Below are 22,320 nucleotides of genomic sequence, written 5' to 3' on the forward strand. Positions count from 1 at the left end.
ACTTTAATAGACAGGATTATTTAATGCTTAAAAGTGTAAAATATTTTGTAGATATTGTATAATCAGTAAGAAAGCTTTAAATATACGATTTAAGAGGATAAATATTGTGGATAAAATATATGAATTTCAAGCTATAATACAAAAAGTACCGGATATTGACGGTGCATATGTAGAATTTCCCTATAATGTAAAAGAAGAATTTGGAAAAGGAAGAGTAAAGGTTCATGCTACTTTTGATGGAGAACCATATGATGGTAGCCTTGTTAGAATGAAAACCGTTAATCATATTATAGGTATAAGAAAAGATATAAGAAAGAAAATTAATAAACAAGCTGGCGACACAATAAAGGTTACAATTAGGGAAAGAAAGTAGATCTATCTAATGCTAATAAGTAGTTGGGAAGAAAGACAAAGTAAATGGAAGTAATAAGAGTAAGAGATAAATACAAGGACTTATTTGATACAGATACTATAAATAAAAACCTAGGCTTTATTGTAGAAAATGAAGAGGAAATTTTCAAATACGTATTTCGTATTAATGAAACCCATGCACAACTAGAATTTACTAATGAAAAATATATTGAAGATGTTATTAGTGAATTTAAATTTTATAATGGATTTGTTGATAAAATATATAGTAAATCAGGAAAGATTTTGGCGGAATTTCCTAAAAAAGAGTTTATAAAAAAAGAAATTTTAGATTTATATCCTAGTCAATTATATTTAAATAAAAGAAAAATAAAGAATATTTCAAAAAGGATTAATAATGAAATAGTCTATATACCTGTAAAAAAAGTAAAGGGAAATTATTATATCCTAGATGGTCACAGTAGACTATTTGTTTTGTTAGAAAAAGGAATAAATAAGGTTTATATCTACGAGGAAGAATGTGAAAGCTGGATTTTTAAATATATTGACTTATGCCAAGAAAACAAAGTTTTTTCTATAAATGATTTAAAGTTATTAAATAACAAAGAGTATGAGGAAAAATGGATTAAGTTTAATTTATAAATATTGTAATAGGTGGTAATATGAATAAATTTTTAAAAACAATAGAAAATGAAATAGCACCAATTTTTTTTACCGCCTTTTTCTTTTTTCAGATTATATATGTTTTAAATAATCCGGTAGAGAATCTTTATACCTTAAATTTATCCTTAAATTCTTTAATAATGCAAGGGATATCAATATTTTTATTTATGTTATTTATAATAATTGCTATTAGAGTAAATGAAGTAAAAATCTCTTGGACTATATTTTACATAACCCTACTTGTTTATTTAACAATTTTTATGTTAAAGGTTAATATTCCAATAATAAGTTTAGGCTTGGTTTTTATTATTGGAGTAGTTTTATTTTTCATAAAAGGGGAAATTAACAAGACCTTTGTTAGACACTCAACTATAGTAGTGATAATATTGTCAATTATTAAAATTGTCTTTATGTTTTTTGTAACAGATAAGAGTAAATTTACTGATAATATTGTAAATGATTATTTTAATATAGATTTTTTAAATTATGAAAATTCTAACTATATTTTATTAGGAATAATAGCAGTATTAATTTTTTCCTTCTTATGTTTAACTTTAAGAAAAAAATTCTGGAAAAATGAAGATAGGATTTTTAAATACATATTGGTTTTTGTGATTTTAATAGGAGTAGCTCAGGTATTATATTTAACAACTATAATGGTAAGTAGAGTTTTAACCTTTAAAATACCTACATATGATATGGGTATTTTTACACAGATGTTTCATAATATGGACAAAGGGTTAGGTCCAGTAACAACTGTAGAAAGGGATGGTTTATTATCCCATTTTAAAGTTCATGTTTCACCAATTTATTACTTAATGTTACCAATATTTAAAATATGGCCTTCAGCAATTACATTACAAATATTACAAATTATTATAGTGGTTTCCGGAATAATACCACTATATAAAATAGCTAAGGAATTAAAAGTTAATAAAAGTTTGTCCCTTTTAATAATTGGTCTGTATTTAGTATTACCTTCTTTAAACGGAAGCAGTATGTATGATTTACATGAAAATTGTTTTTTAGCACCATTATTATTATGGCTATTTTACGCAGGATTAAAAAATAAGAAACTATTAATTATTTTATTTACAGTTTTAACCTTGGCTGTAAAAGAAGATGCAGGACTTTATATAGTTTTTATTGGCTTATATTTTTTATTTAGGGATAATGAGAAAAAAAGAGTAAAGGATAAAATTTTCAATTTAATAGTATTAATTATTATTCCTATAATAGTGTTTTTTATTTTAATAAATTATTTAAATAATTTTGGTGATGGAGCAATGCTTAATAGGTATGCAAATCTATCGGCCTATGAAAATATGGGGATTATGGGAATTATAATTAGTTTTTTACAGAATTTTAGCTACTATATTTCCTTAATATTTAAAACAAATAAGGTTTACTATTTACTAGTAGTGTTAGGCTCAATGGCTTTTCTACCAGTATTACAAGGTAGATGGTATAATTATTTTTTACTTTGTCCCTTAATAATTGTAAATTTATTATCGGACTATCATTACCAACATTCTTTGGTTTTCCAATATAACTATGGAACTTCTGTATTGTTAATAATAATGTTATTACTATCAATAAATTATTTTGAAGAAAAAACAAAAAATAAAATGAAAACAAATAGGAATTTTAAAGTATTACTTTTAGCCGCATTTATTTTTTCAACTGTCATAGTTTTTAATATTGATTATAATAAATCCGATGGAATTGTAGATTTAAAAAATAGAGAAAAATATGAGGAAATTGAAAATTCTCTAGATAGAATTCCTCATAATTCAAAAGTATTAAGCCAAACATTGTATACAAGCTATTTAAGTAAAAATATTTTTGAACTATATGATTTACAATACCATAATAATTTAGAAGTAGATAAAGAAATTGATTATCTAGTAATACCAAGTGAATTATATGAGGAAAAAGAAATTTTAATTAAGGAAAAATATTTAGAAAGCGGATATAAACTATCTGAATTTAGTAATGAATATATAGAAATTTACGAAAAAAAATAGCTTTGAAATAGATTTTCTATTTCAAGGCTATTTTTTTGTTGACAAAGTGTATATAAGGGTATATAGTGTATATAAACAGCATATACACTATTCTAGAAGAGGTATAAAATGAATATTATAATAAGTAACTCAAGTAATTTGCCTATTTATGAGCAAATTACACAACAAATTAAAAATCAAATTCTTAAAGGAGAATTAAAAGAAGGGGACGCCCTTCCAAGTATGAGAGCCTTGGCAAAGGATTTGAAAGTTTCGGTAATAACAACAAAAAGAGCCTACAATGACTTAGAACAAGAGGGTTTTATTGAAACAATTGTAGGAAAGGGAAGTTATGTTGCAAGTAAAAATTTAGAACTTGTAAGGGAAGAAAAGTTAAAGATTATAGAAGAGAAGTTTGAAGAAATAATAGAAATAGCTACAATATCAAAAATATCCTTAGAGGAGCTAAAAGAAATACTGGAGATTTTATACAAGGGTGATTAATATGACTAAAATATTAGAAATAAATAATTTAAATAAAAAATATGACAAATTTCAACTAAAAGATGTGTCCTTTAATTTAGAAGAAGGGGCAATTATGGGACTCGTTGGAAGAAATGGAGCAGGGAAAACAACAATAATAAAGTCCATAATGGATTTAATAAAAATAGATAGCGGGGAAATTAAAGTTTTTGGTGGAGCCTTAAATAAGGAAGCAAAGGAAAATATTGGAATAGTTTTTGATGATGGTTTTTTTAGCGAACAGTACAATGCAAAGCAAATAGGAAATATTTTAAAAAACATCTACAAAAATTGGGACAGTGGAAAATATTTAGGATATTTAAATAAAATGGGACTTCCTGATGACAAGTTAATTAAGGATTTTTCAAGGGGAATGCAAATGAAATTATCCTTTGCCATAGCAGTTTCCCATAACCCAAGATTACTAATATTAGACGAGCCAACAAGTGGACTGGATCCTGTTTTTAGAAATGAAATTTTGGAAATGTTTTTAGACTTTATACAGGATGAAAGAAATTCAATTTTAATTTCCAGTCATATAACAACGGATTTAGAAAAAATTGCAGATTATATAACCTTTATAGATGACGGAGAAATAATATTTTCAAAGGAGAAAGATGACTTTATTTATTCCTATGGAATTTGCAAATGCACCTTAAAGGATTTATATGAAATAGACAGAAAATATGTAGTAAAATACTTAAAAAACTCAAATTATATAGATGTAATAATAGAAAATATTGAGGAATTTAGAAAAGAGTATCCAAATCTTGTAACAGAGAAAATGAATATAGATGATTACATGGTTATATTTACCAATGGTGAAAATATATAGTTTAGGAGATTATTATGAAGGGTTTACTACTTAAAAATTTATATTATATGAAAAACAATCTTAAGTTATTAGCTGGGTTATTTTTACTTTATGGGATAATGTTTATGAATAAAGAAAACTTTATGTTTTTTCCTGCAGTTATGACTATGCTAATGGGCTTTATGACCTTGGGAATTATTACTGTAGACGAAAAAAACAACTGGAATAAGTATGCTTTAACTATGCCTTTAAGTAGAAATAATTTAGTACAGGAGAAGTTCCTATTTATAAATGGATTATGTAGCTTAACATTTTTACTTACTTTTGGAATTTCCATTACTATTTTAAAGAAATTTGAAATTAATTTACTAATAGAATCATTTCTGTTTCTCTTAGCAGTATTGGTATTTTTGAATTTAAATATATTTATAGGAATAAAATTTGGAGCTGAAAAAGCCATGATTTATATTTTTGGAATAATAGCCGGAATAGCTGTAATAGTATTTGGTATTCAAAAAATATTTCCGGAAGTAATAAATAAATCTATAGAATTAATTCCTAAACTTAATATGACAATAGTAGGAATAGTTTTTGCTCTTATAGCAGTTTTACTTATCTTATTATTTTACTTTTTATCCATCAAGACAATAAATAGAAAGGAGTATTAAATGAAAGGTTTAATATTAAAGGATTTATATTATATTAAAAACAATTTGAAGATTTTAATACCCTTTACAATACTTTGGGGAGTCTTATCCTTGAAACAAGATTCAAGCTTTACAGGAGTAATTGAATTTATGTTGCCTTTTCTAGTAGGTATGAATATAGTTTCAACAACCTTAGAAGAAGAAAGAGGAAGTTGGAAGAAGTATTTTAAAATAAGTCCAATTAGTAGAAAAAATATTATAGTAGAAAAATATTTAGTACTAAATATTTTAACCCTATTAACATATTTTGTAACTTCATTTGTATTTGGGGTATTATCTAAATCATTGAATTTTAATAATATTTTTTTAGGAAGTAAAAGTACAATAATAATATTGTTTATGCTAAATTACTATTTAACAATTACCCTAATAGTTGGATTTAGGAAATCTCAAGTGTATCTTTTTTCAGGTGTAATAGTAATATTTGCCTTATACTTTGGAATAAAAGAAATTTTTCCCAATATATTAAGTAGTATAAATATTTTAATTGAAAATAAACCATACTTGAGTTTAGTTGTTGCTACAATTATTTTTATAATTTACATGTTAGCTTCTATGGTTTTGTCCTATATATTTACAAAAAATAAGGAGTATTAAATGAAAGGTTTAATATTAAAGGATTTGTATTATTTAAAGAGTATGAAAAATGCTTTAATAGTATTTATGGGACTTTGGGTTTTGAATTTTATGACAAAATCCAATTATTTTGCATCTCTTTTAATGATAAGTTACATAAATGGGGTAATGTCAATACAGACAATTTATGAGGAAGAAAAAAACAACTGGAATAAATACTCTTTAACCATGCCTATAAATAAAAGTGAAATAGTAATGAGTAAATACCTATTAACATTTTTCACGATTATAGTATCTATTTTAATAGGTCTAATATGTTTAATGCTCTTTAATAATTTTTCAATTAATATTAATACCTTATCAATAGTAGCAATGGTAATAGGCTTAAATTTAATATTCTTTTCCCTATATATTTTAATTGCAATTAAATATGGTATGGAGAAATCTACAATTATGTTATTTATTTTTATTGGGGTAATGGTGTTAACAATTTTATTTTTATACAATAAGTTGCCCTTAGTAAAAGAAATGTTTCAAAATATTTTCTATAGATTTAATTCAATAAATGAAACTGGAGTAATATTTTTAAGTATTGGAATAGGACTATTTTTATATATTTTGTCTATGATAGTATCAATTAAAATATTTAAAAATAAGGAATTTTAAAGGAACGTGAAATGAATAATCCAAAAAGAATTTTTACTATTTTATTAGGCTTAATATTTATTGCCATTGGTATATATTATGGAATGTTAGAAAAAATAAAAATTAAGAATCCCAAAACTGTAAAAGGAAGAATTACAAAAATAGACATAACCATTAAGGAAGAAACCAAGAAAAATAACAGTAAATTTGCAACAGTGGAAATAAATGTAAAAGGAAAAACCTATATTTCTGACAAATCAATTCAAGTTTCAATGAATAAGGAAGTAGGAGATATAGTTGATATAGTTTATGAGAAGGACAGACCAAGTAATATGGTACTAAAAAACAGAAAAGATATAACTATAATGTTTATTTTATTGGGAGTTTTTCTTATAGGCTATGAGATTTTTATAGATAGTTAACATATAAATTGTTTTAAATTAGAAAGGCTATAAAAGGCTTTTCTAATTTTTTGCTTTATAGTAAAATTATGAAAAAATAAATTTTATGTCAAAAAATCATATAGCCTTACGTAGTATATATTAACCGGTAATAAAATAAGGGAGGAAAAAATTGAAAGTAAATGAGAAAAATTTTATAAAAAAGCTTAGAAAAAAAGATGAAAAAGCTCTTATATATGTTATCGATAACTATGGCTGGCTTTTAAAGAAAATTATTAACAAATATCTCTTCAATTTAGAAGATTATAAGGAAGATTGTTTAAATGAAGTATTTTTATCAATTTGGAATAATATTGAATCCTTTGATGAAAATCGTTCAACTTTTCAAAATTGGATTTGTGTTATAGCAAAATATAAGTCAATAGACTACTTAAGAAAATATTTGGAAAAGTCTAAAACCGAAGATATAGATGAGTTAAATATTTCAGAAGAACCAAAAAAATTGGAGTTGGAAATAAAAGAGGAGTTTGAAGAATTAATATCTCCATTAAAAGAAAAGGACAAGGCTATTTTTAGAAAAATATTCTATGACGATATTTCCTATGAAGACACAGCTAGGGAGTTTAATATGTCCAAACAAGCTGTATATAAAAGAGTTTCAAGAGGAAAGGGTAAAATTAAGGAATATGTGGAAAATGGAGGATATAAAAATGAATAAATACGATAAATTTAACGATATAGATATTGATTTAAACGAATTTAACATAACTCCTGAAGATAAAGAAAATTTTAAAATAAACGATATAGAAAAGAAGAAGATTCTTAATAGCATAAAAGGTAAAAAGAAAAATATATGGAAAAAAGTTACCACAGTAGCTGTTGCAGCTGTATTTGGCCTTGTGGTTTTTGGACAGACCAATATGGGAAAAGAGGTTTATGCTAAAACAAAAGAATTTGTACTTGAAACCTTTAATTTTAAACAGGAGGAAGCATTTGATAGTAAGGTCGATTTAGATAAATATGCCCAACATATAGATAAAACCATTTATGGAGAAGATTATAAAATAAAAGTCAACTCAGTTATGTTATATGGTAATGAATTAAATATAACCTTTTTAATTGAATATGATAAAGAGCAAAACGAAAACCATTATATTCAAGGTTTATGGATGACTGGAATGAAAATTGGAGACAAGGATATTGACATTACTAAAAGAGGTGGTGGCGGCGGTCCAATAGAAGAAAATCCTAAGGTGAAATATGAAGTTTTTGAATATATTTTAAAAAATGAAGAAGCTAAGCTTTTAGAAGATAGTAAAAAAATTACTTTAAGTGGAGATGGATTGGTTTTAAAAGTAAATGGAGTACCGGAAGCACATGGAGAAAAGTTTGAGTTAGTCTTAGATGAAGTGGATTTGGAAAATCTTAAAGAAGAGTCAAATAAAATAGATTTAGATATAAAGTTAAAAGATGAAGAAAATAATGTTAATTATAGAATAACAGGATATGAGTATAATCCTTATAAAACAAAAATATATGCAGAATCAGATGAAGATATTAAAAATATAGACAATGAGTCTTATAGATTAAATTCTAGGGAGATATCATTAGATGGAAAGTTAGATAATGGTAAAAAAGTTTCTTTTAATGGATACTATACTGTAGATGAAAATTATCAAACGACAAATAAAATTGTTTTTGAAATTGATATGTATCAATATGAGGGTAGGAATGGTATCGTATCCATGGAGGAATTAAAGAATGCTAAAGAAATTACCTTGAACTTTAATATAGTAGAAAGTGAACTTATTAGTAATCTTTCTGAAGAAGAGATAAAGAAGACTGTAAATATGGTATTAAATAAATATGGTGATGAGGAAGCGGAGGCATTAGGTTTAAATAATTTGCCTATTGATGAGCGGAACGAAAGACTTAGAAAGGAATTAGAAAAAGAAATTAAGGAGAGAGAGAAACTAGATTCAGATATAATAGTAAGAGATGAAAATATAGGTGAGCCATTTACCATAAAATTAAAATAGAATATATTGTGTGATGGAGTTATGCCGGCCTTGGAAGGTTAGACTAAAAATCTAATAATAAAAGGTCGGTTTTTTGTTGTAAAATACGACTTCCAATTTAAAGTAAAAGTATTTAATGAAAATCTAAAAGCAGAATTTGAACATTTTAAAGTAATTATACGTAAATTTTATTTTCAATATAATATAAAATGTAGAAAGAACTTATTATTTTTTGTTTCGGTTAGAAACATGATTGCCGTTACGTAGTATCTTATAACAGAAAGTTAGGAGGTTGAAATGAAAATAAATGAAAAGAATTTTATTAAAAAACTAATAAATAAAGATGAACAAGCTCTTATATTTGTTATGGACAACTATGGTTATTTAATTAAGAAAATCATAAACAAACATCTTTTTTATTTAGAAAACTATAAAGAGGATTGTTTAAACGAAGTGTTTTTAGCAATATGGGAAAATATTGAAGATTTTGATTCAGAAATTTCTAGTTTTACAAATTGGATTTGTGTTATTGCAAAATATAAGTCAATAGACTACTTAAGAAAATATTTGGAAAAGTCCAAAACTGAAAATATAGAGGAACTGAATATTTCAGTAGAGCCAGAAAAAATGGAAATAGAATTAATAGAAGAATTTGAAGATTTGATTTCTCCTTTAAATGAGGAAGATAAGGAAATTTTTAGAAATAGATTCTATGACGAAATTTCATATGATATTATTTCTCAAAAAATGAACTTATCAAAAGGTGCAGTTTATAATAGGGTTTTGAGAGGGAAGAAAAAGATTAGAGAATATTTAGAGCAAGGAGGTAGGAAGAATGAGTGATTATAAAAAATTTAATAAGATGATAGTAAATTTAGAAGACTATGAAATATCTTCAAAAGACAAAGAAAATTTTAAAATAAACGATATAGAAAAGAAGAAGATTCTTAATAGCATAAAAGGTAAAAAGAAAAATATATGGAAAAAAGTTACCACTGTAGCGATTGCAGCAGTATTTGGCCTTGTGGTTTTTGGTCAGACAAATATAGGGAAAGAGGTTTATGCTAAGGCTAAACTATATTTGGAAAATGTATTTATAATGGAATCTGAAATATATAGTGCTCCAAAAGTAGCAAAATATGCCAACAAAGTAGATGATACAGTAGAGTTTGGAATAGCAGAAGTTAGGTTAATAGATGTTTTATTATACGATAAGAAAATAAGTCTCAATACATTGATTCAACTACCTGAGGGATATAATGAAAAAGAAGACGAAATACCTGCATTTAAAGATATAAAATTAAAGATAAATGGAAAAAAATTTGACTATATAGAGAATTTTTCTACAGTATCACAAACAAATAATAAAATGGAAAATTATTATGTTGTATATTACGAAATCGAACTAGAAAAAAAGCTTCCAAAGGGTAAAATAGATTTAGAAATAGAATATATTGGTTTAGATGGACTTGTTAAAGATAATATTGAAAGTTCCATAGATGAAACAGTAAAATTTAATACAGTAGTAGATACAAATAAACTTTATTCTAAACAAAAAGAATATAAAGTAAATGAGTCTTTAGAAACTGATGAATTTATATTTAAGGTAAAAAATATTATAGTAAATCCAATTAATATAAATATAAGTGGTAAATTAAAATACAAAAACAAAGAAGATAAAGAGAAGTATTACTATTCTTTTAAACTAATCGATGATTACGGTGTAGAAAATTATGCATATACTGCATTTGAAAACGGCTATTTTAGAAAAGAATATCACTTTACAAATACTGAAACTCAATTAAAAGATGAGGATTTTTATAAAAAAGTTGATGAGCTTAAATTACAATTTTATAAAATTGATAAAGGAGAAGATGGAAAAATCGAAAATATAGGAGAGCCATTTACCATAAAATTAAAATAAAACCTCAAAGGAGGTTTTATTTTTTTGCATTAATATATTTTGCTGCATCTATGGCAGCTATAGCACCATCAGAAACTGCTGTAGAAATTTGGCGTACTTCCTTTACCCTAATATCACCAACGGCGTAAACGCCTTCAATATTGGTTTTCATTTTTTCATCTACAAGAATATAGCCCTTATTTAATTCTACTTCTTTGAAAATTTCAGTATTTGGACTTGAGCCAATATAGTAGAAAATTCCACAATTATTAAATTTTAAGGTTTCTTTTTCCTTAGTAGTGGTATTTTCAAGTAGAACTTCTTCAATATTTTCATTTCCGTTTACTTTAGAAATAACTGAATTATAGTGAATGCTAATATTTTTTGCATTTAAAATAGGTTGGGAAAATTCTGGAACAGCAGCAAGTTTTTCCTCCCTAATAATTAAGTCAACGTGTTTATTATTTTGGGAGAAGAACAAAGCTTCTTTTGCAGCTCCATCAGAGCCACCAATTACAATAACATTTTCATAATTCTTATAATATTTTCTAGCATCGTTAAGTAAATGCTTGTTTTTTAATTCTTCTAGTATTTCAAAATCAGGAATATTTTGACTAGTTCCGGCAGCAATAATTACTGTTTTTGAAGTAAATTTTTCTCCATTACAGATTATTTCTTTTTCTTCTCCTTTTAAAGAAGCAGCTGTAACTTTTCCTTGTAAAACTTTAGCACCACATTGTTCTAGTTGTGAATTTAATGTTTTTGAAAATACAGTTCCGGCTTCTCCAGTATTAAAGCCTGTAAAATGTGTAATATTTGAAACCTTTTTTAAGGTTCCACCTGGATTTTCATCTTTTTCTAAAACTAGGGTTTTTAAACCTCTACTAGTAGCGTATAAGGCAGAACTAACACCTGCAGGTCCTGCTCCAATAATAATTAAATCGTATTTCATTTTATTCTCCTTTTTCTTTAAATATCTCACTGGCATTTAAAAGTCAGGAGGAGATAGTTGTGTAATAACTACAATAAAATGTTAACTCTAATATTTTATTAATTCAAGGACACAGGACTTTTTTTACGATTAAATATTAAAAAATATTAAAAATGGTGGAAAATATGAAATGCTTATTTATAAATTAAAAGGGTATATAGATACAGCGAAGAAAGGTGATATTATGGAAAATAAAAAAATTACAGTAGATATTTTTTCTGACTTTACATGTCCTTTTTGTTACATGGGAAAGAAAAATTTATATGATGCAATAAATAATTTAAATGCTAAGGATATTGTAGAAATTAATTACAGGGCCTATGAATTAGATGAAAATGCTTCAAAAAATAGCTCTGTATTAAAATATGACTATATGCAGGAACAAGAGCCTAACAAACCATTGGGACTTATTATGGCAGAAACAAGAGAGGTAATTGACCAAGGAAAAGATTTAGGACTTGATTTAAACTACGATATTATGCTTACGGGAAATACAAATACAGCCCATAGATTAGCAAAATATGCTAAAACTAAGGGTAAGGAAGAAGAATTTATTAATAAGGTTTTTGAAGCTTATTTTACTAAAGGTCTAAACTTAAATAAGGAAGAAGAACTTTTAAAGATTATTGAAGAAGTGGGATTAAATAGGGAAGAAGCAAAAAAAATTATTGATTCAAAGGATTTTAGTGATGATGTAGCCCAGGATAAATACGATGCCTTCCAATATCAAGTCCAGTCTATACCTTTTTTCCTTTTTGATAAAAGGTACGGAGCTTCTGGAAAACAAGATGTTAAAACCTTTGAAGAAGCTATTAAAAAATTGGCAGATTTTCATGAAATAGATTTACCTTAAGGGAGATGGTTTATCTCCTTTTTTTATTTTAAGAAAAATTTTTGAAAAGTTGCCTAGGTCCTATAAAATATTTAAGTTTTTATATTATAATAAAATATGAATTAGTTTAAAAAAATAGGTGAAGTATGAATAGAATAAGTAATAATAAATTTGAAAAGAAAATAAGTGAAAATATGTTAAATTATTATGACTTACTACATGGTGGAGAGGCTTTTAAAATTATGGACTCTACGGCAGGTTATATTAGTAGGGAATTTGTTAATGGAAAAACCGTAACGAAAGCAGCAAAAGAAGTAGTGTATCATAATTCTTCTTATTTAGGTGAAACTATAATATCTCAAGGTGAAATTATAAAGGTAGGAAGAACATCTATGGAAGTTTATGTGGAAAATAGAATAAAAGAAAGAGATAATATTTTAATTACATCAGGAACATTTGTAATGGTTTCAGTTGACAATAATTTTAAGCCTAAGGAAATAAGGAAAACGTCTAAAATAAACTAGACGTTAACTTAATTCTTGTTATTTGATATCATTACAAATATGTGATAGACTGTAATAATGCGAAAAAGGAGGTAAGAGATAATGGCATATGATAGTAGTAATGTTAAGACTCATTCTAATATGACGTTAATTAAAAGGTTTGTTCCATATTTTAGTAATTATAAGTCAATTTTATTTTTTGATTTATTTTGTGCAAGTTTAACTACTGTTAATGAAATGGTACTTCCTTTAATTTTACGATATTTAACCAATACTGGAATGGAGGACGTAAGTTTAATTACTTTAAGTACTATAGGGAAATTAGGTGCTTTATTTTTTGTTTTAAAGGTTATTGATGTACTTTCAGGTTATTATATGCAAAAAACCGGACATATAATGGGGGCTAAAATTGAAACAGATATGAGAAAAGATGTATTTAACCATCTTCATAAATTATCTGACAGTTATTTTAATGATACAAAAGTAGGTCAAATTATGACAAGAATAACCAATGACCTTTTTGATGTAACGGAATTTGCCCATCATTGTCCTGAGGAATATTTTATAGGTGCAATAAAAATTATTGTTTCCTTTGTTCTTTTAATTAATATTAATGTTCCTTTAACTTTAATTATATTTGCAATAATTCCAATGATGATTATTGCTTCAGGAAAATATAGAAAAAGAATGAGAAAGAGCTTTAAGGCTCAAAGAAATCATATTGGTGAAATTAATTCACAAATAGAAGACAGCCTTTTAGGGGTAAAAGTTGTAAAGTCCTTTGCTAATGAAGCACAGGAAATTAAAAAATTTGAAGAAGGAAATCAAGAATTTTTAGATATTAAAAAAGAAACCTATACTCACATGGCAGGTTATCAAATGATAACAAAAATATTTGATGGCTTAATGTATTTAGCTGTTATAGTATTTGGTGGGATTTTTATGATGAGAGGAAGCTTACTTCCAGGGGACCTAGTAGCCTATGTATTATTTGTTAATACTCTACTGGCAACAGTAAGAAGGATTGTTGAATTTGCAGAACAATTCCAAAGAGGAATGACAGGTATTGAAAGATTTATAGAGTTAATGGACCAAGATATTGAAATATTTGATGAACCTGATGCAGTAGAATTAAAAGATGTAAAAGGTGATATTTTAGTAGACCATGTAACTTTTAAATACCATGACAATGACGACATTATATTAAATGATCTAACCTTAGATATAAAGAGTGGCTCAAATGTTGCTTTAGTGGGACCATCCGGTGGGGGAAAAACCACCTTATGTAATTTAATTCCAAGATTTTATGATGTTAATGAAGGTAGAATTACTATAGATGGAAAGGACATAAGAGGCTTAACTCTTAAAAGTTTACGTTCTAATATAGGAATGGTACAACAAGATGTTTATCTTTTCTCAGGTACTGTTTTTGACAATATTGAATATGGTAAGCCGGGAGCAAGTAAAGAAGATATAATAGAAGCGGCAAAACTTGCAGGAGCTTATGATTTTATAATGGGACTTCCTAAAGGTTTTGACACCTATGTTGGTGAAAGGGGAGTAAAACTTTCAGGAGGACAAAAACAAAGAATTTCAATAGCAAGGGTATTTTTGAAAAATCCACCAATATTAATTTTAGACGAAGCAACATCAGCCTTAGATAATAGAAGTGAAAAGATTATTCAAAAATCTTTAGAAAAACTTGCTAAGGGAAGAACTACTTTAACAATTGCCCACAGACTAACTACAATACAAAATGCAGATAAGATTATTGTACTTACTGAAGATGGAATTGTTGAGCAAGGTAATCATAAGGAATTAATGAAGAAAAAAGGTTACTATTATAACCTATACACACAAGGAAATATGGATTTAAACAAAATGGGTTTAGATGGGTTTCTAGACAATTTAGTTACTGCATAAACTTAATAAGAAAAGCTGTATTAAAAACAATTGTTTTTAGTACAGCTTTTTTAATCTAATTCTTTATTTCTTCAAAATAGTCATTTGTAACTTTCGTTTGAAATTGTTCTTTTTTAAACAGGTATAATCTAACGTAAGTTGCCTTAGTGTAAGGAATTAATAGCAAATGCCCCAAGGAAAAGGCTAATAAGGACAATATTTCCCAGCCAATAAAGGAAAGTTGTAAAATGAAAATTTCAAACTTTTCCCCATCTGTCATTTCTTTACTTAGTTTTATAGCTTCCGAAAGGGACATAGTAGGGTTATCTGCAAGAATATATTCTACATAAAAGTATTGAAAATATTTTATAATTCCCGGAATTATGAATAAAAAGCTCCACAACATTAAATAAAGATTCATTAAAAAAATTTTCCCGGAAAGTTTTAACCAGGTACCATCTTTAAAAGGTAAAAACATAGTGGAAAGTTTGTTTTCATTATTATATGCTCTTAAAAAATATTTATTAACTCCTATATTAAGAGGTTGAATAAAAAATATATTTAAAATGAAAAACAATGAAACTATTCCTGAAATTATTACAGAGGGCATTTTAAAGTTAAAGTTACCATTGGTAAAATCTATATATAAATTATTGTTAAAAAAATTACCGTCTAAATTAAAAAAATATAAACTACTCCATAGGTTTATAGTAAGTACTTCATCATTTTCCTTTAAGGTTTCATAGAATAATCTTTCATTTTCTGTATTGTATAAAAAATCATTATTGTAAAAATCTTCAACTATAATATCTTCATCAAATTGTAAAATACTGTTTTTTGTTATTACATTAACAGAGGTTTCATACCATGAAAAAATATTTGCCAATAGAAGAAATATTAAACATGCTAGTATAGCATTTTTTATGTTTTTCCTTAGAAAAACTTTTGCATCAAACTTTAATTCATTCCTTGTCCACATAGTAAACTCCTAATTTATTTTAGTAACCTATATTTATTATATTACCCTTAATTTTATAGTTTATTGTAATATTTTATTTTTTAATAGGCTTTTAAAATAATTATTCATATTAAATACATACTTTAATTGTATAATTTACATAGTGGGGTGAGTATATGAAAGCAAAGATTTTGTTTATGGAAGATGAACTAAATATTAGAGAAGTTTTATCTGAATATATGAATATGGCAGGAATGGAAGTCGTAGCAGTGGAAAGTGGAGAAGAGGCCATGGAAAAATTAAATACAGATATGTTTGATATTGCTATTTTAGATATTATGGTTCCTAAAATTTCAGGTCTTGAGGTTTTAAATTATATAAAAGAAAAAAATATTGAAATAGGAATTATTATGTTAACGGCACTTGGTGATGAAAAAACTCAATTAGAAGCCTTTAATAACTATGCCGATGATTATATAGTTAAGCCTATTTCGCCTATTTTATTACTTAAAAGAATAGAGACTCTTTTAAGAAGATTAAATTACAATAAAGCAAAAGAGGATTATAAAAATGGGTTATATATTAATAAGGATAAATACCAAGCCTACTACAACGAAAAATCCCTAGAACTTACCTTAACAGAGTTTTTAATTTTAGATTGTTTATATGAATATCCTGAAAGGGTGTTTTCTAGGGAACAGTTGATTTATAAGATTTTCAATGAGGACTACATAGGTAACGATAGGGTAATTGATACCCATATAAAGAACTTAAGAAAGAAATTACCAAGGAACTACATAAGGACAGTTATTGGTATAGGATATTCCTTTAAGGAGGAAGAAGATGAAACTCAATAGAAAGACCTTTGTATACAGTCTTGTTCTTTCAATTATAATAATAACTCTATTTTTAGGCTATATGCTTTTAATGTTGCCTTCTCTTTATGTAGAGGAGAACAGTAGGAAAAATGAAAGGGATATTTTAAAAGTTCATTTTGATTATCTTGAAAATAAAAAATATATAGATGAACTAGGAAATAATCCTATTAATTCCCTAAGTTTATTTTTAAAGGAAAATAGCTATAAATTTGAATTTAATAATTTTTTCTTTGAAGGTGACATTAGTATTAAAGATGAGAAATTAAAAAAAGAAATTGATGATTTTAGAAATAAATTATATTCAAAGGACTTTAAATTTGAAGAAATTAACAAAAATACTAAAGAATTTAAAATTCCTAAAAAAGTAGTAGATGAAATAAATGAAAATTTAGACAGTTATGCACATGTAAATTTAAAAACTTCAGAATTTGCAAGGAATTATTTTAATAATATTGAAAGCTATAATGAAGTTAAAAGCCTAGGAGAAAATACCTTTCTATTAATTAACAAATCCGATATAGATAAAAATGCCTATACAAATTATATGATTATTACTAAGGGAGATGACGGAATGTATCTGTCGTTTTTCTCCTTATTAACTCCTTTAATTACCGATATTCAATCAGCAATATATACAAGTATTCCCATGATTGTTCTTATTATATTGCTTGTAGCCTTTTTTACTTCAAGATATTTTTCAAGAAAAATAGTAAACCCTATATTAAAAATATCAGAACATATAAAGGAGAGCGAAAGTTGGAATATTAAACCCTTGGAAATAAAAACCAATGATGAAATTGAACAACTATCAGAAAGACTTAATGAACTTCACCAACAGTTAAGGGAAAATTATGAAAAGCTAAGGGATGAAAATAAAAGGAAGGAAATATTTATGAGAGCTTCCTCCCATCAGCTAAAAACACCGGTTGCTTCTGCCTTACTATTAACTAATGGAATGATAGACAATATTGGAAAATATAAGGATAGGGATAGGTATTTACTTGAGGTGAAAAAACAATTATTGGAAATGAATAATATTATTTTAGAAATATTGGACTTAAATCATATTAATGAGAATTTAGAGTTTAATAATATTTCTTTGACTCTACTTATAAGTACTATTTTAGATAAATATTCCGTTATTATAGAGCAGAGGAATTTAAATATAAGACCTTTAACTACAGATAAGATTATATTTACAGACTATGAAATACTGTATAAGATTCTAGATAATTTAATTGGAAATGCTATTAAATTTTCACCAAATAAGGCCGACATTATATTTGAAATAGAAAACAATAGCCTAAAGGTGACAAATACAAATACCTTTATTCCAAAGGAATTGGAAGCCAGCATATTTGAACCTTTTGTAAGTTCAAATAATCAGGGGAAAGGACATGGTTTAGGGCTTTACTTAGCCTTGTATTATTCTGAATTACTAGGATTTAATTTACTTGTAAGAAATATAGATAATGGGGTACTTGCAGAAATTAATTTTTCCGGTAAGTATATTAAATCCTCATTATAAATTCATATGAAATACATATGGTTAATTTATTATATTAGTAGGAGGAAATAATATGATAAAAATAAAAAATATGTCTGTAACTTATAAAAATAAGACAGTACTTTCTATAGATGAAGAAATAGTAATTAAGAGTAGGGAAAGAATTGGAATTATTGGCTCAAATGGTGCTGGTAAAACAACTTTGGTAAATGCTATTTTAGGACTAGCACCCTTTAAAGGAATTATTGATACAGATATTTCCCATAATCAAATGGCAGTTCATCTTCAATTTAATAACTATGTAAATACCATGAAAATAAAATATATTATAGAGATGATATGTAATACAAAAATAAAAAGTGACAAGAAATTATTGGAATTAATTGATTTTTTTGAATTTCAAGACAGTTTAAATAAGAGATTTCAAAATCTTTCAGGAGGACAAAAACAAAGGCTTACCTTGATTTTGGTTATGTACCAAGATGTGCCTTTGGTGTTTTTTGATGAGGTTACAACAGGACTTGACTTTGTTACAAGGGAAAGATTAGTAGAGAAAATAGAACAATGGTATAGACATAAGGACACTACAATTTGTATGGTTTCCCATTATTATGACGAACTGGAAAATCTAGTAGATAAGCTTTTAATACTTGACCAAGGTAAGGTTGTAGCCTTTGATTATACTGAAAAATTATTTAAAAAGTACTGTGGTAATAATTTAATAATATTGGCAAACAATGAAAAAAATAAAGAAGTTACCAATAAGTTTAGAAAAATTCTCTCACCGGAACATTCCATAGCCGTTAGTACAAAGAACAAAGAAGAAGAAAAGAAAGTGGTAGATTTATTAATTAACCAAAACATCGATTTTAAAAGAAGTAGTAAGGACATTGAGCTTTTATCTATTAATGCAAAAGAGAGTTTTAAGAAAAGGAGTTTACAGTAATGGAAAAAGGATTGTCTATAAATTTAATAAAATATGAATTGAGAAACTCCCTTAGTAATTTTATGCAATTGTTCTTTGGTATAATATTTCCAATTTTTATGGGATATTTAATATATATAGGTGGAATTAAGGATATGCCAAAAGAAATACATTCAACCTTTGGCACTGTACTATATACAGGCATGCCATTAATTATTTGTAACGCAATAATTCTTATTGGTTACGGGGCAAACTTTAGTGTGGAATTATCTGAAAAAGCAATATTAAGGTTAAAATTATTTGGATTTTCTGAAAAAACTGTTATTTTAGGGAAATTAATATCTCAGTTTATTATTTTAACATTGGGATTTTTTATTTATTCCTTAGCCATGTTCACTTTAATAGAAATTAAAACACCAACAGTTACTGGAGCAATAGTCTATTATGTTTCACTATATTTATTAGCAATTATTATTTTTTTACTTAGTCATGGAATTGCCAATATATTTCAAAAATTCGGATCTACTTTTGCAGTTAGTATGACGGTTTTTTTCTTAACTCAAACTCTAGCTGGACTTATGGGACTGCAAGTAAATATTTTTCCTAGGTTTTTGCAAAATATAGCCTATTCAATTCCCTATTACTATGTAGCCCAGGATTTTCATAAAGTTTGGTTAGGAGAAAGTTATAACTTTGTACCCTTTATTCAATCTATGATATTTTTTGCAGCCTTATCTATATTTGTATTGTTGTTTAGTTTTTATTTAAGAAGAAGGAAAAAATAAAATATTTAAAAAATGTAATATTAATTTTTTTCTATTAAATTTTTCGTGAAAAAGATTACCCAGAAAATAGGTGAATACTATTTATAAAATTCACCTATTTTTTTATTTATATGAGGCAAAACTTTTATTTTTTCAAAAACGTTTATAAAAAAACAGGATATTTTATTTTAGATTTTTCTTCATAATCATTTTGAGCTATTTTTGCTGAATTTTCACCCTTACATCTCTTTACTTCTCTGCTTATTGTCGAATTGATAAAGTCTAATAGTGTAGCAATTCTCCTGTCAGAATAGTTTTCTTTTTTAAGAACTTCTATTTTATTTCTATCATCCATGGTAAGATGTTTATGACTCATAACATTCTCCGACCTGTGTGTTTTTGTGGTTATTAACATTTTACACAAATATCGGAATTTGTTATGAGTTTTTTTATTTTAGGTGTTGCATTTAATTTTACAATCTATCATTAAGAAAAGTTATATTATAAATTTGAAAGAATGAAACTTATTTAATATAATTATTCTATATGGGAGGAAGTATGGAGAAGAATAATAATAAAAAAATAATAATAGGCATCGTTTTAATAGCGGTAATTATTGTTGGTATTATTGCCTTTGTTTTTGGACAGAAGCATTTCAAAATTAGCAAAATGGAAAAAACTGCTGAAAAATATATAGAAATAGGTGATTATGAGAATGCTATTGCTACCTATAATAAACTTATTCTTAAAAGAGATGATGTTGAGTACATTGAAAAACTAGATTTAGCAAAAAAATTAAAAAAATCTGATGAAAGTTTTCAAGAGGGAGAAAAACAATATAAAAACAGTAATTATAGTAAGGCAATACTTTCCTATTCTGAAGTATTAGAAGAGGATAAGGACAATTACAAGGCTGCAAAGGATAGAATTAAAAGCATAAAGGAAATATATATTTCTGAAATAGAGTCTACTATAGAAGATTTGGACTTTGAAAATGCTGAAAGTAAATTAGCAGAATATAAAGACATATTAGATGAAGAAACAGTATTAACCTATAAAGAAAAAATTACAAAAAATAAAGAAGAGGAAGAAAAGGTACAAGAGGAACAAAAGGAAAAAGAAGAATTAGCTTTAGCAAAGGCTGAATTGGAAGAATTAATGAAAGAAGTAACAAGAATAAGTAAACAAAATTTAGCGGCAAACCCAGACTATAGAAACCTATACTATGTTACAAGTAACAAAGCAAATATTCGTTCAGGTCCTAGTATAAATGCCTCTATTATAACTTATGTATCGAAAGGCTCTTCTGTATATATTTATGATACTGTTGAAGACATTGGAAGAACTTGGTGTAGAGCAATTATAACTAGCTCAGTTACAGGTAATTCCTATGATGGTTGGATTTCAAGTAGAAATTTAGATTATTCATTATGATAAAATAGCTTTTTATGATATAAATATTATCATAAAGGGCTTTTTTATTTAAATTAATTACAGGGGGAAATTATGAATAAAAATATAAGAGAAATATATTTTAGTCCAAGTGGTAGGACAAAGAAATTATCGGAACTATTTGTAGATAATTTTAATGGTAATAAAAAAACATTTGATTTTTTCTTAAAAGATGAAATTAAGAATCAAAACCTTGGGGAAGAAGACTTGTTAATTGTAACACTACCAGTTTATGCCGGTAGAATTCCAAAAATATGCGTAAATAAATTAAAAAAATTTAAAGGAAATAACACACCGGCTATTGCTCTTGTAGCTTATGGCAATAGGGACTATGACGATGCATTACTGGAACTGTCAGATATTTTAAAAGAGCAAGGCTTTAAAATCTTAGGAGCAGCAGCTTTTATAACAAGACATTCAATTTTTCCAGAAGTAGCGGAAAATAGACCAGACGAAGAAGATGAAATTAAAATAAAAGATTTTGCCAATAAATGTAAGAATAAATTAGAAAGTCTAGAAATAAATGAATTAGAAATTAAGGGAAATAGACCTTACAAGGAAGGAAATAAGAAGCCGTTAATGCCAACAGGAGATGAATTATGTATAAACTGTGGTAAATGTGTGAGAATTTGTCCTGTAGAAGCTATTTCAAAAAATAATCCAAGAGAAACCGATAAAGACAAATGTATTAATTGCACAGCCTGTATTTACAATTGCCCAACTGGTTCTAGGACTTACCATATGGAACAATACAAAATAGGTTATGAAAAATTTAAAATAGATAATGCAAAAAGAAAAGAACCAGAAATATTTATTTAAAAACACAAACCGACTATTAAAATTAGTGGAAACTAATACGGCTCTTTGTCAAATAGTGTTGATGAAGAAAATAATAATATTTGCGGTTCAAGCTAAGAAGCTTGAGCCGCTATTTCATTTTCAAAACCTTTAAACTTAAACTTATGAAAACATAACATAATCCTT

General features: G+C 26.3%; 25 protein-coding genes. 22 read left to right on the top strand and 3 right to left on the bottom strand.

Annotated features, from left to right (window positions below; all coding sequences use genetic code 11):
• Positions 1-106 precede the first annotated feature (106 nt).
• The 13 genes from WAO56_RS02770 (at position 107) to WAO56_RS02830 (ending at position 10,645) form a co-directional block, all read left to right on the top strand.
• Entirely contained in the window at positions 107-373 is a 267-nt protein-coding gene (locus WAO56_RS02770) for a DUF1905 domain-containing protein (protein ID WP_422143826.1), read from the top strand.
• Between the two features lie 44 nt (positions 374-417).
• Positions 418-1,011 carry a hypothetical protein gene (locus WAO56_RS02775; RefSeq protein ID WP_422143827.1) on the top strand — a complete coding sequence of 198 codons (594 nt, stop codon included), beginning with the start codon at positions 418-420 and terminating at the stop codon, positions 1,009-1,011.
• Between the two features lie 20 nt (positions 1,012-1,031).
• A complete protein-coding gene (locus tag WAO56_RS02780; RefSeq protein ID WP_422143828.1) occupies positions 1,032-3,059 on the top strand; it encodes a DUF2079 domain-containing protein in 2,028 nt (675 codons plus the stop codon).
• Between the two features lie 108 nt (positions 3,060-3,167).
• Positions 3,168-3,542, top strand: coding sequence for a GntR family transcriptional regulator (locus tag WAO56_RS02785; RefSeq protein WP_422143829.1), 375 nt, complete (start codon positions 3,168-3,170; stop codon positions 3,540-3,542).
• 1 nt (position 3,543) lies between these two features.
• Positions 3,544-4,395: an ABC transporter ATP-binding protein gene (locus WAO56_RS02790; protein WP_422143830.1), complete on the top strand. Its 852-nt coding sequence runs from the start codon at positions 3,544-3,546 to the stop codon at positions 4,393-4,395.
• 14 nt (positions 4,396-4,409) lie between these two features.
• Entirely contained in the window at positions 4,410-5,042 is a 633-nt protein-coding gene (locus tag WAO56_RS02795; protein WP_422143831.1) for an ABC-2 transporter permease, read from the top strand.
• Complete coding sequence (locus WAO56_RS02800; protein ID WP_422143832.1) at positions 5,043-5,678, top strand: ABC-2 transporter permease; 636 nt, start codon at positions 5,043-5,045, stop codon at positions 5,676-5,678.
• Positions 5,679-6,323 (top strand): ABC-2 transporter permease, encoded by a 645-nt coding sequence (locus WAO56_RS02805; RefSeq protein WP_422143833.1) that lies wholly within the window; start codon positions 5,679-5,681, stop codon positions 6,321-6,323. It begins immediately after the preceding gene.
• An 11-nt stretch (positions 6,324-6,334) separates the two neighbouring features.
• Complete coding sequence (locus WAO56_RS02810) at positions 6,335-6,724, top strand: hypothetical protein (protein WP_422143834.1); 390 nt, start codon at positions 6,335-6,337, stop codon at positions 6,722-6,724.
• A gap of 151 nt (positions 6,725-6,875) precedes the next feature.
• Entirely contained in the window at positions 6,876-7,421 is a 546-nt protein-coding gene (locus tag WAO56_RS02815) for a sigma-70 family RNA polymerase sigma factor (protein ID WP_422143835.1), read from the top strand.
• Complete coding sequence (locus WAO56_RS02820) at positions 7,414-8,742, top strand: DUF4179 domain-containing protein (protein WP_422143836.1); 1,329 nt, start codon at positions 7,414-7,416, stop codon at positions 8,740-8,742. Before WAO56_RS02815 ends, WAO56_RS02820 begins: the two co-directional genes overlap by 8 nt.
• A gap of 276 nt (positions 8,743-9,018) precedes the next feature.
• Complete coding sequence (locus WAO56_RS02825; RefSeq protein ID WP_422143837.1) at positions 9,019-9,564, top strand: sigma-70 family RNA polymerase sigma factor; 546 nt, start codon at positions 9,019-9,021, stop codon at positions 9,562-9,564.
• Entirely contained in the window at positions 9,557-10,645 is a 1,089-nt protein-coding gene (locus tag WAO56_RS02830) for a hypothetical protein (protein WP_422143838.1), read from the top strand. The genes WAO56_RS02825 and WAO56_RS02830 overlap by 8 nt, the downstream gene beginning before the upstream one ends.
• A 16-nt stretch (positions 10,646-10,661) precedes the next feature.
• Here WAO56_RS02830 and WAO56_RS02835 read toward each other — a convergent pair whose 3' ends face one another.
• A complete protein-coding gene (locus WAO56_RS02835; RefSeq protein WP_422143839.1) occupies positions 10,662-11,612 on the bottom strand; it encodes an NAD(P)/FAD-dependent oxidoreductase in 951 nt (316 codons plus the stop codon).
• Positions 11,613-11,799: 187 nt separating this feature from the next.
• Here WAO56_RS02835 and WAO56_RS02840 point away from each other — a divergent pair, with 187 nt between their 5' ends.
• The 3 genes from WAO56_RS02840 (at position 11,800) to WAO56_RS02850 (ending at position 14,873) form a co-directional block, all read left to right on the top strand.
• Complete coding sequence (locus tag WAO56_RS02840; protein WP_422143840.1) at positions 11,800-12,468, top strand: DsbA family oxidoreductase; 669 nt, start codon at positions 11,800-11,802, stop codon at positions 12,466-12,468.
• 125 nt (positions 12,469-12,593) lie between these two features.
• Entirely contained in the window at positions 12,594-12,971 is a 378-nt protein-coding gene (locus WAO56_RS02845) for an acyl-CoA thioesterase (protein WP_422143842.1), read from the top strand.
• Between the two features lie 81 nt (positions 12,972-13,052).
• Positions 13,053-14,873 carry an ABC transporter ATP-binding protein gene (locus WAO56_RS02850; RefSeq protein ID WP_422143843.1) on the top strand — a complete coding sequence of 607 codons (1,821 nt, stop codon included), beginning with the start codon at positions 13,053-13,055 and terminating at the stop codon, positions 14,871-14,873.
• A 55-nt stretch (positions 14,874-14,928) separates the two neighbouring features.
• On the opposite strand, the gene WAO56_RS02855 is transcribed toward WAO56_RS02850, so the two are convergent.
• Positions 14,929-15,831 carry a DUF975 family protein gene (locus WAO56_RS02855; protein ID WP_422146244.1) on the bottom strand — a complete coding sequence of 301 codons (903 nt, stop codon included), beginning with the start codon at positions 15,829-15,831 and terminating at the stop codon, positions 14,929-14,931.
• 155 nt (positions 15,832-15,986) lie between these two features.
• Between WAO56_RS02855 and WAO56_RS02860 the strand changes: the two genes are divergently transcribed.
• From WAO56_RS02860 to WAO56_RS02875, 4 genes are read left to right on the top strand one after another with little or no spacing between them, the layout of a single operon-like run.
• The gene (locus WAO56_RS02860; RefSeq protein ID WP_422143845.1) at positions 15,987-16,667 is read left to right on the top strand and encodes a response regulator transcription factor; all 681 of its coding nucleotides are present in this window, start codon (positions 15,987-15,989) and stop codon (positions 16,665-16,667) included.
• Positions 16,654-18,216 carry a HAMP domain-containing sensor histidine kinase gene (locus tag WAO56_RS02865; protein ID WP_422143846.1) on the top strand — a complete coding sequence of 521 codons (1,563 nt, stop codon included), beginning with the start codon at positions 16,654-16,656 and terminating at the stop codon, positions 18,214-18,216. Before WAO56_RS02860 ends, WAO56_RS02865 begins: the two co-directional genes overlap by 14 nt.
• Positions 18,217-18,268: 52 nt before the next feature.
• Complete coding sequence (locus WAO56_RS02870) at positions 18,269-19,141, top strand: ATP-binding cassette domain-containing protein (RefSeq protein WP_422143847.1); 873 nt, start codon at positions 18,269-18,271, stop codon at positions 19,139-19,141.
• Positions 19,141-19,905: a hypothetical protein gene (locus WAO56_RS02875; protein ID WP_422143848.1), complete on the top strand. Its 765-nt coding sequence runs from the start codon at positions 19,141-19,143 to the stop codon at positions 19,903-19,905. Before WAO56_RS02870 ends, WAO56_RS02875 begins: the two co-directional genes overlap by 1 nt.
• Positions 19,906-20,047: 142 nt before the next feature.
• Here the strand turns inward: WAO56_RS02875 and WAO56_RS02880 are convergent, their stop codons facing one another.
• Complete coding sequence (locus tag WAO56_RS02880; RefSeq protein WP_422143849.1) at positions 20,048-20,260, bottom strand: helix-turn-helix domain-containing protein; 213 nt, start codon at positions 20,258-20,260, stop codon at positions 20,048-20,050.
• Between the two features lie 182 nt (positions 20,261-20,442).
• Between WAO56_RS02880 and WAO56_RS02885 the strand changes: the two genes are divergently transcribed.
• Both WAO56_RS02885 and WAO56_RS02890 read left to right on the top strand, forming a co-directional pair.
• Positions 20,443-21,318 carry an SH3 domain-containing protein gene (locus WAO56_RS02885; RefSeq protein ID WP_422143850.1) on the top strand — a complete coding sequence of 292 codons (876 nt, stop codon included), beginning with the start codon at positions 20,443-20,445 and terminating at the stop codon, positions 21,316-21,318.
• A gap of 72 nt (positions 21,319-21,390) precedes the next feature.
• Complete coding sequence (locus tag WAO56_RS02890) at positions 21,391-22,155, top strand: EFR1 family ferrodoxin (protein WP_422143851.1); 765 nt, start codon at positions 21,391-21,393, stop codon at positions 22,153-22,155.
• Positions 22,156-22,320: the final 165 nt, after the last annotated feature.

Origin of the sequence: Miniphocaeibacter sp. (assembly GCF_049276255.1) — a bacterium.
In the GTDB taxonomy this organism is placed as follows: Bacteria; Bacillota; Clostridia; order Tissierellales; family Peptoniphilaceae; genus Miniphocaeibacter.

Bases quoted from the DNA above. Each gene is read 5' to 3' on its own strand.
- WAO56_RS02775 (WP_422143827.1), top strand. From the start codon at position 418: ATGGAAGTAATAAGAGTAAGAGATAAATACAAGGACTTATTTGATACA.
- WAO56_RS02780 (WP_422143828.1), top strand. From the start codon at position 1,032: ATGAATAAATTTTTAAAAACAATAGAAAATGAAATAGCACCAATTTTT.
- WAO56_RS02785 (WP_422143829.1), top strand. From the start codon at position 3,168: ATGAATATTATAATAAGTAACTCAAGTAATTTGCCTATTTATGAGCAA.
- WAO56_RS02790 (WP_422143830.1), top strand. From the start codon at position 3,544: ATGACTAAAATATTAGAAATAAATAATTTAAATAAAAAATATGACAAA.
- WAO56_RS02795 (WP_422143831.1), top strand. From the start codon at position 4,410: ATGAAGGGTTTACTACTTAAAAATTTATATTATATGAAAAACAATCTT.
- WAO56_RS02800 (WP_422143832.1), top strand. From the start codon at position 5,043: ATGAAAGGTTTAATATTAAAGGATTTATATTATATTAAAAACAATTTG.
- WAO56_RS02805 (WP_422143833.1), top strand. From the start codon at position 5,679: ATGAAAGGTTTAATATTAAAGGATTTGTATTATTTAAAGAGTATGAAA.
- WAO56_RS02810 (WP_422143834.1), top strand. From the start codon at position 6,335: ATGAATAATCCAAAAAGAATTTTTACTATTTTATTAGGCTTAATATTT.
- WAO56_RS02820 (WP_422143836.1), top strand. From the start codon at position 7,414: ATGAATAAATACGATAAATTTAACGATATAGATATTGATTTAAACGAA.
- WAO56_RS02825 (WP_422143837.1), top strand. From the start codon at position 9,019: ATGAAAATAAATGAAAAGAATTTTATTAAAAAACTAATAAATAAAGAT.
- WAO56_RS02830 (WP_422143838.1), top strand. From the start codon at position 9,557: ATGAGTGATTATAAAAAATTTAATAAGATGATAGTAAATTTAGAAGAC.
- WAO56_RS02835 (WP_422143839.1), bottom strand. From the start codon at position 11,612: ATGCCAGTGAGATATTTAAAGAAAAAGGAGAATAAAATGAAATACGAT.
- WAO56_RS02840 (WP_422143840.1), top strand. From the start codon at position 11,800: ATGGAAAATAAAAAAATTACAGTAGATATTTTTTCTGACTTTACATGT.
- WAO56_RS02845 (WP_422143842.1), top strand. From the start codon at position 12,594: ATGAATAGAATAAGTAATAATAAATTTGAAAAGAAAATAAGTGAAAAT.
- WAO56_RS02850 (WP_422143843.1), top strand. From the start codon at position 13,053: ATGGCATATGATAGTAGTAATGTTAAGACTCATTCTAATATGACGTTA.
- WAO56_RS02855 (WP_422146244.1), bottom strand. From the start codon at position 15,831: ATGTGGACAAGGAATGAATTAAAGTTTGATGCAAAAGTTTTTCTAAGG.
- WAO56_RS02860 (WP_422143845.1), top strand. From the start codon at position 15,987: ATGAAAGCAAAGATTTTGTTTATGGAAGATGAACTAAATATTAGAGAA.
- WAO56_RS02865 (WP_422143846.1), top strand. From the start codon at position 16,654: ATGAAACTCAATAGAAAGACCTTTGTATACAGTCTTGTTCTTTCAATT.
- WAO56_RS02870 (WP_422143847.1), top strand. From the start codon at position 18,269: ATGATAAAAATAAAAAATATGTCTGTAACTTATAAAAATAAGACAGTA.
- WAO56_RS02875 (WP_422143848.1), top strand. From the start codon at position 19,141: ATGGAAAAAGGATTGTCTATAAATTTAATAAAATATGAATTGAGAAAC.
- WAO56_RS02880 (WP_422143849.1), bottom strand. From the start codon at position 20,260: ATGAGTCATAAACATCTTACCATGGATGATAGAAATAAAATAGAAGTT.
- WAO56_RS02885 (WP_422143850.1), top strand. From the start codon at position 20,443: ATGGAGAAGAATAATAATAAAAAAATAATAATAGGCATCGTTTTAATA.
- WAO56_RS02890 (WP_422143851.1), top strand. From the start codon at position 21,391: ATGAATAAAAATATAAGAGAAATATATTTTAGTCCAAGTGGTAGGACA.